The 12,981-nt window shown below is 71.9% G+C and carries 13 protein-coding genes; 12 read left to right on the forward strand and 1 reads right to left on the reverse strand.

Going from position 1 to position 12,981, the window contains the following annotated elements:
- The first annotated feature begins 100 nt into the window (after positions 1-100).
- Positions 101-988 carry a serine protease gene (locus tag AB8O64_RS23010; protein ID WP_370421068.1) on the forward strand — a complete coding sequence of 296 codons (888 nt, stop codon included), beginning with the start codon at positions 101-103 and terminating at the stop codon, positions 986-988.
- 69 nt (positions 989-1,057) lie between these two features.
- Here AB8O64_RS23010 and AB8O64_RS23015 read toward each other — a convergent pair whose 3' ends face one another.
- Positions 1,058-2,797 carry a chitinase gene (locus tag AB8O64_RS23015; protein WP_370421070.1) on the reverse strand — a complete coding sequence of 580 codons (1,740 nt, stop codon included), beginning with the start codon at positions 2,795-2,797 and terminating at the stop codon, positions 1,058-1,060.
- 295 nt (positions 2,798-3,092) lie between these two features.
- Between AB8O64_RS23015 and AB8O64_RS23020 the strand changes: the two genes are divergently transcribed.
- The 11 genes from AB8O64_RS23020 (at position 3,093) to AB8O64_RS23070 (ending at position 12,962) form a co-directional block, all read left to right on the forward strand.
- The gene (locus AB8O64_RS23020; RefSeq protein ID WP_370421071.1) at positions 3,093-3,980 is read left to right on the forward strand and encodes a hypothetical protein; all 888 of its coding nucleotides are present in this window, start codon (positions 3,093-3,095) and stop codon (positions 3,978-3,980) included.
- Positions 3,981-4,091: 111 nt separating this feature from the next.
- The gene (gene cpaB / locus AB8O64_RS23025; RefSeq protein WP_370421073.1) at positions 4,092-4,814 is read left to right on the forward strand and encodes a Flp pilus assembly protein CpaB; all 723 of its coding nucleotides are present in this window, start codon (positions 4,092-4,094) and stop codon (positions 4,812-4,814) included.
- 27 nt (positions 4,815-4,841) lie between these two features.
- Positions 4,842-6,527 (forward strand): TadE/TadG family type IV pilus assembly protein, encoded by a 1,686-nt coding sequence (locus AB8O64_RS23030; protein ID WP_370421075.1) that lies wholly within the window; start codon positions 4,842-4,844, stop codon positions 6,525-6,527.
- A 3-nt stretch (positions 6,528-6,530) separates the two neighbouring features.
- Complete coding sequence (locus AB8O64_RS23035) at positions 6,531-7,025, forward strand: TadE/TadG family type IV pilus assembly protein (protein WP_370421076.1); 495 nt, start codon at positions 6,531-6,533, stop codon at positions 7,023-7,025.
- Complete coding sequence (locus AB8O64_RS23040; RefSeq protein WP_370421077.1) at positions 7,022-8,365, forward strand: CpaF family protein; 1,344 nt, start codon at positions 7,022-7,024, stop codon at positions 8,363-8,365. The genes AB8O64_RS23035 and AB8O64_RS23040 overlap by 4 nt, the downstream gene beginning before the upstream one ends.
- Positions 8,366-8,382: 17 nt before the next feature.
- Positions 8,383-9,321 carry a type II secretion system F family protein gene (locus AB8O64_RS23045; RefSeq protein WP_370423942.1) on the forward strand — a complete coding sequence of 313 codons (939 nt, stop codon included), beginning with the start codon at positions 8,383-8,385 and terminating at the stop codon, positions 9,319-9,321.
- A gap of 13 nt (positions 9,322-9,334) precedes the next feature.
- Positions 9,335-10,222, forward strand: coding sequence for a DUF5936 domain-containing protein (locus tag AB8O64_RS23050; protein WP_370421078.1), 888 nt, complete (start codon positions 9,335-9,337; stop codon positions 10,220-10,222).
- 554 nt (positions 10,223-10,776) lie between these two features.
- Entirely contained in the window at positions 10,777-11,046 is a 270-nt protein-coding gene (locus tag AB8O64_RS23055; RefSeq protein ID WP_370424072.1) for a Flp family type IVb pilin, read from the forward strand.
- A complete protein-coding gene (locus tag AB8O64_RS23060) occupies positions 11,043-11,729 on the forward strand; it encodes a pilus assembly protein TadG-related protein (protein WP_370421080.1) in 687 nt (228 codons plus the stop codon). Before AB8O64_RS23055 ends, AB8O64_RS23060 begins: the two co-directional genes overlap by 4 nt.
- Before the next feature lie 20 nt (positions 11,730-11,749).
- A complete protein-coding gene (locus AB8O64_RS23065; protein WP_370421081.1) occupies positions 11,750-12,322 on the forward strand; it encodes a hypothetical protein in 573 nt (190 codons plus the stop codon).
- A 7-nt stretch (positions 12,323-12,329) separates the two neighbouring features.
- Positions 12,330-12,962 (forward strand): OmpA family protein, encoded by a 633-nt coding sequence (locus tag AB8O64_RS23070; RefSeq protein WP_370421083.1) that lies wholly within the window; start codon positions 12,330-12,332, stop codon positions 12,960-12,962.
- Positions 12,963-12,981 lie beyond the last annotated feature (19 nt).

Genomic DNA, 12,981 nt, shown 5'->3' on the forward strand with positions numbered 1-12,981 from the left:
GCTCGCACTTACGTCCGGTTGATTGCTCATCGGCCCCACCCGTACCAACAATGAACACGTCAAAACCGAAAGCACGTCGGTCTAGAGAGGACCACCCCCCATGAGACGACCTCTCGTCGGTGCGCTCGCGACGCTCCTCCTCACCGGAGCCACCGTCGGCGTCGGCACGACCTCCGCCTTCGCGACCTCGCAGGAGAAGGCGGACAGCGCGGTGGCCGTGACGGCCGCGGCCCCGCAGGCCGAAGTCAAGCCCAAGGCAGTGGACTTCGCCGGTACGGTCGCGCTCAGCAACTGCTCCGGCTCGCTGATCCGCATGCCCGGCTCGGCCGACAACGACCCCGCTCTCGTCATGACCAACGGCCACTGTCTGGAGAGCGGCATGCCGGGCCCCGGCGAGGTCCTCACCGACAAGCCCTCCAGCCGTACGTTCAGCCTGCTCAACTCCACGGCCGGCAAGGTCGCGACACTGCGCGCCACCAAGCTCGCGTACGGCACGATGACCGACACGGACGTCGCGCTCTACGAGCTCAACACCACGTACGCGCAGATCAAGCAGCGGTACAACATCAACGCGCTCGCCCTGTCGGGTGACCACCCGACCGCGGGCACCGCGATCAAGGTCGTCTCCGGCTACTGGAAGCGGATCTACTCCTGCAACGCCGACGCGTTCGTGTACCGGCTCAAGGAGGGGGACTGGACCTGGAAGGACTCCCTGCGCTACACCTCGGCCTGCAACACCATAGGCGGCACGTCCGGATCGCCGGTGATCGACGTCAACTCCGGCAAGGTCGTCGCCATCAACAACACCGGCAACGAGAGCGGTGAGCGCTGCACGGTCAACAACCCGTGCGAGGTGGACGAGAAGGGCCAGGTCACGGTCCGCAAGGGCATCAACTACGCCCAGCAGACCTACCAGATAACCAAGTGCGTCGGCACCGGCAACAAGATCGACCTCGGTCGGCCGGGCTGCACGCTGCCCAAGCCGTAACCGCCGCGTTCCCGAGCGCCGGACGGACCCTTGCGGCCCGTCCGGCGCCCGCGCGTTCCCGCGAGGCCGCTACGGCAGCCCGTGGACGTGCGGTCCCACTGCCTTCGACCAGGCGTTGCCGTTCGCGGCGTCCCAGTTGGTCGACCAGGTCATCGCGCCCCGGATGTCCGGGTAGGTCCTGGCGGGCTTGAAGGAGCCGCAGCCCGTGCCCTTGGCCAGGCAGTCGAGCGCGTTGGTGACGACGGACGGGGGGACGTAGCCGCTGCCCGCGCCGCGGGGCGAGGCCGGCAGGCCGAGACCGACCTGCGACGGGGCGAGGCCGCCTTCGAGCTGGATGCAGGCCAGCGCGGTGAGGAAGTCCACCGAACCCTGTGAGTAGACCTTGCCGTCGCATCCGTTCATGGAACCGCTGTTGTAGTACTGCATGTTGACGACGGTCAGGATGTCCTTGATGTTCAGGGCGGTCCTGAAGTAGCCCGCCGAGGTGGACTGCATGTCGATGGTCTGCGGGGCCATGGTGATGACGAGCGTGCTGCCCGCCTTCGCCGACAGGGCGCGCAGCGCCTGTGTCATGTACGTCGGGTCGATCCCGTTCTCCAGGTCGATGTCGACACCGTTGAAGCCGTACTTCCGCATCAGGGCGTGGACGGAGTCGGCGAAGTTGGCCGCGGAGGCCGCGTCGTTGACGGTGACTGTTCCCCGCTCGCCGCCGACGGAGATGACCACGGACTTGCCCGCCGCCTGTTTGGCGGCGATATCGCTTTTGAACCGCTCTTCCGTGTAGTTCAGGGCGGGGTCGAGGGTGAAGTCGACGGCCCCGCGAGTGGCCGTCGCGTCCGCGAAGGCGACGGCGATGATGTCGTACTGATCCTGTACGTCACTGATCTTCTGGACCGTGGCGCCGTTGTTGAAGTTCTGCCAGTAGCCCGTGACGGCGTGCTTGGGCACGCCGGGGCCGTTGCCGCTGCCGGCGGTGGTGGTGCCGGTGACGGCCGCCGACCTCGGGGACTCGCCCTTGGCGTTCGTCGCCGTCACCTCGAACCGGTACGAGGTCGAGGGCGCGAGTCCGGTCACGGTCGCCGAAGTGCCGCTGACGCTCTGCACCTTGGTGCCGTCCCGGTAGACGTGATAGCCGGTGGCGCCGCCGACCGGGTTCCACGACAGGGCGACGGACGAGGACGTCGTGGCGCCGGCCTTCAGCCCGTCCGGGGCGCCGGGTATCGGGTCGCCGGGGTCGGTGCCGCCGGGACCGGACAGCTCGACGTCGTCGACGAAGTAGCCGGGCTGTCCGTACCAGCCGTGGGTGTAGAGGGTGACGGAGGTGGTGTCCGCGCCGGTCGTGAAGCGGGTGGTCAGCTGCTGCCAGCCGCTCGCCGAGGGTGTCCAGGTGGATACGTCCGTGGTGCCGGTGCCGCTCGCGCCGAGATGGACGTAGCTGCCCTGGACCCACGCGCTCAGCGTGTAGGAGGAACCGGGCCGGACGGTGACGGTCTGCGCGCATCGGGCGTGATCGGATCCGGCAGGGGTCGCCTTGAGCGCCGCCGAGCCGGAACGCGCGGGGGAGGCGACGGCCTGGCCGCTGCCGTTCGAACAGGTCCAGTCGGCGATCCCCGACTCGAAGCCCGGGTTCCTGACGAGGTTGGCCTGGTCGGTCGTGGCGGCCTTCGCGTGCGCGCCGACCGCCTCGGTGTTCGCGCCGCCGACGGTCAGAAGCGTGCCGGTGGTGAGGGCGAGGGCGGCGAGGACGCCGCCGAGTCGGCGTCTTCCTCCGATGAAGCCGGTGCGGCCGATGTGACGTACCCGATCCACGAATGCCTCCGGTGGGAAGGGAGTTGGCGGGGGTGGGTCGGAGCCCTGGGGGTATGGCCGTGGGGGTGGTGGGCTCCGTATGCGCGTAAAGATGGTCCAGACCAATGCTTCCGTCAAGGGCAGGGAACGGGTCGGTGAACTCCCGTCCACGTCGCGCCGGGGCGCCGGTGGCAAAGCCCGAAGAACGGTTCTCAGCCGCTCCATTCGTGGATAAAGTGCGGAGGCACCAGCACCGGGCAGTATCGATCCGCGTCCGCCGGAGCCCCCCGCGGCCGGAGTGAACGGGGAAGCCGACGTGCCCATCGCGATAGCAGTCACCAGCTCCGATCTGGTGCTCCCGCCCCCCGACGGGAAGACTCCGCACTCCGCTGTGTTCCAGCCGCCCGAAGCGCAGCCGCTGGAGACCGCGGTCACCCAGGCGGGCGTTCTGCTCGACCAGTGCGGCCATCTGATCGTGCTCTACCCCGACGCGCTCCCCGGCCCGTACGTCCGGCGCCTGCACACGATCCGCTCCGTCCTGGAGAGCGACCGGGTAGCCCTGCTGCCCATCGCGCTGCCGCCGCTCGCCGTCGGCGTACTGGCCCGCCAGTTACGGCAGTTGTCCGTGTCGGACCTCGGCCCCGGCGTGCTCGCCTCCGCCGCCCGGCTGCTCGCCCACTACATCTACGCGGGAGCCCAGCTCTCCAGCGTCACCCGGCTGGAGAGGGCCGACGTCGGCCTCGGCGACCACCTGGCGTCCCTGCTGCCCGGCGCCCGCTTCGGGGTCCTCGTCAACCCCGTGCCCCGGCTGCTGCGGATCGGCGCCGGTGAGCCCCCCGACGGCCCCGGCTTCGGCACCCGGCTGACCCTCGCCCGCGGCAGGCCCGTCGGCGGTGAGGACTGGGTCCTCGACACCGTCGCCCCCCACTGGCGGGTCCAGGGCGTCCAGGAGACCGTCCTCCCCGCCGAGTCCGCGCGCTGGTGGGGCACCCGCCGGGCCGTCGAGTTCGCCGCCGCCATCGGGGACCCCTCCGTGCTCTATCAGCTCGTCACGTCCGTGCGACGGGAGGAGTGCCGCTGGTGCGGGCTCGAACTCATCGGCGACCGCTGCGGGTTCTGCCGGGCGGCCGTGCCGCGTACCGCCGCGGGCGCCCTCGACCCGCCGGTACGGGCCGGGGCGGGCGCCCCGCCCGGCCACCGTTGATCACCGCCGCACCCGGCCCGTGAGCCCGGTCGCCGCCGGCCCTGCCGGGCCGCACCCCCGGTCACATCCGACGCATGCCGACGAACGCCCACGAATGAGGTCCGCCGCCCCATGAATTCACGCCAGCGCCGCGGGATCATCCTGCTGCTCCTGTCGGTCCTCTGCGCCGTCGGCGCGTTCGCCGGAGTGTTCTCGGTCATCGACGACGTCGAATCCAAGGTGGGCCCCGAGGTCACCGCCTACCGGCTGAAAGGCGACGTCCCCGCCTACCGGACCCTTGAGGAGGACGAGTTCGAGGAGGTCTCGATGCCCAGGCGCTGGCTCCCCGCCACCGCCGTCACCGACCTCGCCCGGGTGCGCGGGAAGATCGCCGTCACCCCGCTGCGCAAGGGCTCGCTGCTGCAGAGCGACATGATCGTCGCCCGTCCGGCGCTGACGGCCGGGCAGCAGGAGATCGCCATCATGATCGACGCGGCGACGGGGGTCGCCGGCAAGATCAATCCGGGGGCGAAGGTCAACATCTATGCGACCTTCGACGCCAAGGAGCAGGGCACCAAGCCCGTCTCCAAGGTCATCGTCAGCGGTGCCCAGGTCATCGACGTCGGCAAGCTCACCCCTCTCGACCGCGACGGCGGCAGCCGAGGGGGCGGCACGACGCGCAAGGCGGCCGGCGACGCGGTGCCGATCACCTTCGCCCTCGGCACCAAGGACGCCCAGCGCGTCGCGTACGCCGAGTCGTTCGCCTCGCACGTCCGGCTCGCCCTCGTCGCACCCGGAGGCGACGACACGGTCAGCGAAGGCGACCGCACCTACACCCTCGACGGCGACAAGTAGCGGCACAAGAGAGGCAAAGGGGCCACGGTGACGATCAGAATCCTGCCGGCCATCGGCGATCCGGACACCGCCCGCTCCATCGGCGGTCTGCTCGGGCAGCTCCCCGGCGTCGAGCCACTGCCGACCGTCGGGGACACCACCCGGCTCCTCGACACGCTCGCCGTCCTGGCTGCGGCCTCCCTCGAGGAACTCCCCGAAGTCGTCCTCGTGCACGAGCGCATCGGACCGGTGCCCGCCCTCGAACTCATCCGCGAGGTGGCCCTCCGGTTCCCGGCCACCGGGGTCGTCCTGGCCGCCGCCGACGCCGGGCCCGCGCTGTACGCCGCCGCGATGGACTCCGGAGCGCGCGGCCTCGTCGGAACGCCGCTGTCCTACGAGGAACTGGGGGCCCGCGTCCAGGCCGCCGCGCAGTGGGCGAGGGGGGTCCGCCGGCATCTGGGCGGTACCGGCGACCTCGTCCCCGGGGGCGGGCCCGGCGGCCGGCTCGTCGCCGTCATCGGCGCCAAGGGCGGCGTCGGGACGACCGTCACCGCCGTCCAGCTCGCGCTCGCCGCGTGCGCCGCGGGCCGTGAGGTCGCCCTGGTCGACATGGACCTCCAGTCCGGTGACATCGCCTCCTACCTGGACGTCCAGTTCCGCCGGTCCATCGCCGACCTGGCGGGCATCAACGACATCTCCCCCCGGGTCCTGCAGGACGCCGTCTTCCCCCACCCCACCGGGCTCGGGCTGCTGCTCGCCCCGGCGGAGGGCGAGCGCGGCGAGGACGTCGGCGACCTCGCCGCCCGCCAGATCGCCGCCGCGCTGCGCGGCCGCTACGAACTCGTCGTCGTCGACTGCGGCACCCAGATCACGGCCGCCGGTGCCGCGGTGGTCGAGACCGCCGACACCGCCCTGCTGGTCACGACACCGGACGTGGTGTCCGTACGGGCCGCCAAGCGCATGGTCCGGCTCTGGGACCGGCTCCAGATCCGCAAGGCCGAGGAGACGACGACCGTCATCAACCGCCACACCCGCACCGCCGAGATCCAGCCGCCCCTCGTCGAACGGACCACGGGCACCAGGACCGCGCGGACCACGATCCCCGCCGGGTACAAGGAGCTCCAGGCCGCCGTCGACTCCGGCCGGATGCAGGACCTCGACGCCAAGTCCTCCGTCCGAGGGGCCCTGTGGACGCTGGCGGGCGAGCTGGGGCTGGCCGACGCCCCCGGCGCCCGGCTCGCGCACGGCGGAGCCCACGCCGCCCACGCAGCCCGCCCGCTCGGGGGCGGACCGCGCCGACGGCGGGCCATAGGGGGCCCCGCTCCCACCGGCGGCGGCACCGGCCCGGACCAGCTGGCCCCCGTGCCGACCAGCCGCTTCCGCAGACGGGGCGGCGGTGACCGGGGACAGGTCGCGGTGGAGTTCGCGGGCGTACTGCCGCTCATCCTCGTGGTGCTGGCGGTGGTCTGGCAGTGCGTCCTGGTCGGCTACACCTACTCCCTCGCCGGGAACGCGGCGGACAAGGGCGCCCGGACCGGAGCCGTCGGCGGCGACTGCGCGGCCGCGGCACAGGCCGACTTACCCGGCGCCTGGGGCGGCGACGGCATCGGCTGCGGCGAGGAGAACGGCGTCTACCGGGCGACGGTCTCCCTGGACGTCCCCGTGCTCTTTCCGGGGGCGGTGAGCTGGCCCTGGCAGGTGGAGAGCTCGGCCGGCGCGGCGCGGGAGGACTGAGCGATGCGCGCGCGATTCCGGTCCCGCTGCACCGGCGAGGGCGGCTCCGTCGGCCGGCCGCCCCCGGTGGCCCGTCCGCCCGCCCGGGACCACGGCATCGCCTCGATCGAGTTCCTCGGGTTCCTGCCCCTGCTGCTGATCGTCGCACTCGCCGCCATCCAGCTGGGGCTGGCCGCCTTCGCCACCCAGCAGGCGGGCAGCGGAGCCCGGACGGCCGCCCGGACGGCGACGCTGGACCGGACACCGGGCGAGGAGCCCCCCGACCCGGAGGCCGCGGCGCGGTCCGCGATGACCGGCTGGGTCGCGGACCGCGCCGAGGTCGGCGCGCCGACGTGCCCGGACGGCGGTGAGGTCACCGCGACCGTCACCGTCACCGTCCCGGAGCTCATTCCCGGCACCGGATTCAGTACCACGCGCCGCGCCACCATGCCGTGCCCCGCCTCCCTGGAATCCGGCGGGTTCCCCTATCCACCCTCGTCCGCGAGGAGTGCGCCATGAGCCTACGGGCGCGGATCGTCGCACCGGAAGCACCGGCCGACGGGCGGGAGTCGAGCCATCTCGTCCCCGTCTACCGCGCGAAGCTGCTGGAGGAGATCGACCTCGCGGAGATGTCCGCCCTGGCCGCCGCCGAGCGGCGCACCCGGCTGGAGCGGGTGCTCGGCCACATCATCAGCCGCGAGGGGCCGGTGCTGTCCACCGCCGAACGCGACCGGCTGATCCGCCGGGTCGTGGACGAGGCACTGGGCCTGGGGGTCCTCGAACCCCTCCTGGAGGACCCCTCCGTCACCGAGATCATGGTCAACGGCCCCGACCAGGTCTTCGTCGAGCGCGCGGGCCGCGTCGAACTCGTCCCCGTACGGTTCGCCTCCAACGAGCAGCTGATGCAGACCATCGAACGCATCGTCTCCACGGTCAACCGCCGGGTGGACGAGTCGAATCCGATGGTCGACGCCCGGCTGCCGAGCGGCGAGCGCGTCAACGTGATTATTCCGCCCCTCGCGCTGAACGGCGCGACCCTGACGATCCGCCGCTTCCCGCGCGCCTACACGCTGAGGGAACTCATCGGCATGGGGACGCTGGACGAGCAGACGTTGCTGCTGCTGGCAGCCCTCGTGCGCGCCAAGTTCAACGTGGTCGTCTCCGGGCCGACCGGCTCCGGCAAGACCACCCTGCTGAACGCCCTCTCGGGGCTGATCCCCGAGGGCGAGCGCATCATCACCGTCGAGGACGCGGCCGAGCTGCAACTCCAGCAGACACACGTCATCCGCCTCGAATCCCGGCCCCCGAACGTCGAGGGCAAGGGCCGCATCACCATCCGCGACCTCGTGCGCAACTCCCTGCGGATGCGCCCGGACCGCATCATCGTCGGCGAGGTGCGCGGCGGTGAGACCCTCGACATGCTCCAGGCCATGTCCACCGGCCACGACGGCTCGCTGGCCACCGTCCACGCCAACAGCGCCGAGGACGCGCTCATGCGGCTCCAGACCCTGGCGTCCATGTCCGAGGTCAAGATCCCGTACGAGGCCCTGCGGGACCAGATCAACAGTGCCGTCGACTGTCTGGTGCAGCTCACCCGTAACGCCGACGGTTCGCGCCGTGTCGCCGAGGTCGCCCTCCTCGACTCGCACGGCCGGGAGGACTACCGCCTCGCCACCGTCTGCCGCTTCGACGCCCGGCCGATGGGCGCGGACCGCGTCGTCCGCGGGCACTTCACGCACTTCCCCGTTCCCGGGCGGGTCGCGGAGCGGCTGCGGCTGGCCGACGAGGCCGTGCCACCGGCCTTCGGCGTCGCCGGGTCACCCACCGAACGCAGCCCCCGAGAGGCCGGACAGAGGTAACGCCGTACATGGACAGTATGGACAATCTCGCAACCGTCACCGCCGGACTCACCCTGGTGTGCGGCGCCCTCGGCATCGCCGGCGTGCACCTGTACGTCACCGGGCGGGCCCGCCACCAGGCGCTGGTCGACCGGCTCTCCGACGCCCCCGGCCTGCCGCCCGCCGGGCGGGGGCGGTACTTCACCGGCCTGGACCGGAGGCTGCGCGGCACCCGCTTCGGCGCTCGCCTGGAGTCGCGGATCGCCTCGACGGGGCTGGACGTCGCCCCGGCCGAGTTCGTCCTGTGCACCCTCGCCGCCGCGGCCGGGCTGTGGCTCGTCGCGGCCGCCTCCCTCGCGCCCTTCTTCGGCCCGCTGGCCGGGGTCGTCGCGGTCTGGTCCGCGTCCGCCTTCCTCGCCTGGCAGCGCCGCAAACGCATCGAGAAGTTCATCAACCAGCTCCCCGAGCTGTCCCGCATCCTCGCCAACGCCACCCAGGCGGGACTCGCCCTGCGGACCGCCCTCGGCATGGCGGCGGACGAGATGGAGGCCCCGGCGGGCGAGGAACTCGCCAAGGTCGCCGACAAACTGGCCGTCGGCCACTCCGTCGACGCGGCGCTCGACGAACTCGCCGACCGGCTGCCGTCGCGTGAACTCGTCGTCCTGGTCACGACCTTGGTGCTGTCGCACACGGCCGGCGGCACGGTCGTCAGCTCGCTGCGCAACCTCACGACGACCCTGGAGGAGCGGAAGGAGACCCGGCGGGAGGTCCGCACCCAGCTCTCCCAGGTGACCGTGACGGCGTACGTCGTGCCCCTGATGGGCATCGGCACGCTGCTGCTCATGGACCGCATCGCGCCGGGGTCGATCGAGCGGATGACCGCCGGCTTCCCGGGGCGGGCGGCCGTGGTCGCCGCCTTCGGGCTGTACGGGCTCGGCTTCTTCCTCATCCGCCGCATGTCCAAGATCGACGTCTGAGGGGCGGCCGAAGATGGGACTTCTGCTGGCGCTGCTGATCGGGCTGTCCGTGGCGGGTGCCTGCTACGGCATCGCCCTCAGCCGCAGCGAGGCCAAGCTGCCCGCCGACCTGGCGCTGGCCCTGGAGGTCGGCGCGACCCGGACGACCGCCGTGGGCTCTGCCGTCGACCGGCTCGGCATGCGCTACGCACCTCTCGTGCTGCGCATGATGGGCGGCAAACGGGTCGCGAAGGTCCGCACCCGCATCGACCGGGCCGGCAACCCCGGGGGCCTCACGGTCGACCGGTACGCGGCACGCCGCGCGGTCTACGGCTTCCTCGGCTTCGGCGGCGCGCTGGTGATGCTGCTCGAAGGGCACGTCCTCATGGCGCTGCTGCTGGTCGCCTTCGGTCTCTTCTGGATCGAGGTCGGCATCTGGGTGGCGGTGCGTGAACGCAAGGACGCGATCGAGCGCACCCTGCCGGACTTCCTCGACGTCCTCGCGGTGGTGGTGAGCGCGGGGCTGAGCTTCCGGCAGGCCCTGGACCGTGTCTCGGAGAAGTACGAGGGGCCGTGGGCCGACGAGCTGCGGATCACCCTGCGCCAGCTGGACATGGGTGTCAGCCGCCGCCAGGCGTTCGACGAGCTACGCAAACGCAACGACTCCGAGCAGGTGGCGCAGTTCGTCACGGCCTTGCAGCAGGGCGAGGAGCTGGGCGCCCCGATCGTGGACACGCTGATCGACATCGCCAACGACATGCGTCGCACCGACGCCCAGCAGGCCCGCCGCCGCGCGGCCCGGGCCGTACCGAAGGCGACCATGGTCGTCACCACCTTCATGGTTCCGGGCACGATGATCCTGCTGATCGCGGGGTTCTTCCTCGGCTCGGGCACGGATCTCGGCTCCATCACGGGGGATTGAGCTGCGCACACCTCGCCCGCACCACCGCACAAGGAGACCCCATGGACACCCCGCCCCGCCCCTCCCGGCCACCGGAGGGCACTCCCCGGCAGCCCCCGTACGACCCCGGCGCCGCCCAGCACGCCTCCCAGCACACCTCTCCGCACCACGCCGCGCCGTGCTCGGAGCGAGCCCGCCCGACGGAGGCCGAACGGGGGGCGGGAGCTGTGGCGGAGCGGCTCGGTACCCGGTTCGGGATACGCGAAGAGTCTTCGCTTCTGCAATCGGATAGGGGATGGCCATCCTCCGACGGGTCCCCGGAGGCGCCCGTCGACGGGTCCGCCACGGGCCTGACGGAGCGGTGGTGAGGCTTATGGGTCGCGCGGGGTGGGCGAGGTTCAAGAGGCGCATGGTGCCCCAACTCCCCCACAGAGGAAGGGAATGCTGCCACGTGACCTGTTCCGCCACCGCCGAATCGGCGTACTTTTCTGGTGCCGCGAACGGGGACGCGGGTCGTATCACGGAGATTCACCCGCCGGACCGGACGGGCCCGGCTGCCCACGGAGGGGAAGACGATGGGAAAGCGGTTCTGGGAAGACGGCCTGGGGCACCGCCCGGGAGACGTCCGGGACGCAGGCAGGAGGACGGGGCGGGGAACGGGCCGGTGCGGCGCGGCGGACCAAGGGCCCGGCGGTGGCCGGTACGACGACCGGGGGCAGACCTCGATCGAGTACCTGGGCATCATCGCCGTGGTCGTGGCGATCATCCTGGTGCTGACGACGACCGACTTCGGCACGATGATCGCGACGGCCATCACCAACCAGATCTCCCAGATCACCGGGTGAGGCGCGCGCCCTCCGCGCGTCAGGTGACCGACGCCGGGCAGGCCTTCCCCCTCTACATCACGGCGGTGGCGGGCCTGCTCTTCCTCGCCCTGGCCTTCTTCACGGTCGGCCGGGCGGGAGCCACGAAGAACGGCGCGCAGACGGCGGCGGACGCCGCGGCCCTCGCGGCGGCGCAGAGCTACCGCGACCAGCTGGGCGCGAGCTTCCTGAACGCCCTCCGCACCGACGCGGCGTGGCAAGGCATCGTCCTCGACGGGCAGTTGACCGCGCCGGTCGATGTCTGCGGCGCGGCGCTGAGGTTCGCGAAGAGCAATGGCGCCTCGGTACGCGACTGCGCCCCGGCGTACACGCCGCCGTCCTTCACCGTCGCGGTCGAGTCCCTCAAAGGGGTGGGCAAGTCGGTGATCCCCGGGACGGAGGGCAAGAAGGCCACCGCGACGGCGAGGGCGCTCGTCACCCCGCTCTGTGTGCCGGACGCCTCACCGCCGAAGCAGGCGCCGAAGCCTTCGCCGTCGAAGGAAAAGGGCGGCGAGGACGACGAGGGCAAGGGCGGTGAGAAGCCCCCTGAGAGGCCTGCCGTCCTCTTCCTCGACTGCGACGGCAAGCACGTGACGATCGACCCGGGTCACCCCGACCGGCTTCCGGACACGGCGGAGCTGTTCGCCGTGCACCTCGCCGACTGACCAGCGAAGGAAAGTTGCCCATGAGCATTCGGCAGACGACGACGGCCCGGAGGGGCGCGGCCGGTGCGGCGCTGGCAGCCGTCATAGCCCTGGCCGTGGCGGGCTGCGGGAGCGGCGGCGAGAAGAAGGACGACGCCGGTGGCCCCCGGCCGTCCGGTGCCCCCCGTACGGCCGGGGACAAGCCCGCACCGGCGCCGAGCGAGACCATCGGCGAGATCAAGGGGCCCGAGGGGGTGGTAGTCGTCCTCCATTCCGCCGTGCGCGACACCGGGGGGTTCGTCACGGTCAGCGGGGTGGTCGCGAACCGTGGCTCGAAGCCCTACACCCCGCTGACCTGGCGTTCCAAGGAGACGGAGATGAAGTCCCAGTCGTCGGTGTCCGGGGCGTCGCTCGTGGACCGGGCCGGCAAGAAGCGGTACCTCGTGCTCCGGGACACGGACGGTGAGTGCCTGTGCACCACGGGCCTGGTCAATATCCGGCCCGACGAGAGCCGACCCGTCTTCGCGCAGTTCCCCGCGCCGCCCGAGAGCGTCACGGACATCGACTTCCAATTGCCCACCATGCCGACCGTCCGCATCAAGATCTCGGGGTGACCGTCCCATGCCGACGCATCGGACCCGCCGCGGCGCGGCCGTCGCCACCACCGTGCTCGCCGCGCTCGTGGCCCTCGCGCCGTCCCCCACGCCCGCCCGCGCCGCGGGCGGCCCCGGGGGGCCCGCCGACACCGCGCCACCGGTGAAGATCGACAACGGTGATCCGGACCTCAAGATGCGCGCCGGGGCGAAGCTCGCGCCGGGCCGGGTCCTCGACATCAAATCGGTGGTCGAGACGGACGACGGCGACGAACGCCGCGAGACCACCAACGTCAACGTGACCTTCGCCCTCCAGGCCGAAGTGCTCTTCGACAAGGACAGCGCCACCCTCAACCGCGAGGCCAACGCCCGGATCCGGACCATCGCCGACGAGGCCACCCGACACCGCGCGACCATCGTGCGCGTCTTCGGCTTCACCGACAGCCTCGGCTCCTCGGGGCACGGCATGGTGCTCTCCAAGCAACGGGCCGACGCGGTGCAGCGCCAACTCGCCCAGAACGTCGGATCGTCGGCGGGGTCGTCGCGCATCAGCTACCAGATCCGCGGCTACGGCGAGCAGTATCCGATCGCCGACAACTCCACCGAAGAGGGCCGCAGGAAGAACCGCCGCGTGGAGGTCAGCTTCCCGCGCCGGCCGTAGGGCGACGGCCCGGACGTCC

This window comes from Streptomyces sp. QH1-20 (assembly GCF_041283565.1).
GTDB lineage: Bacteria > Actinomycetota > Actinomycetes > Streptomycetales > Streptomycetaceae > Streptomyces > Streptomyces syringius.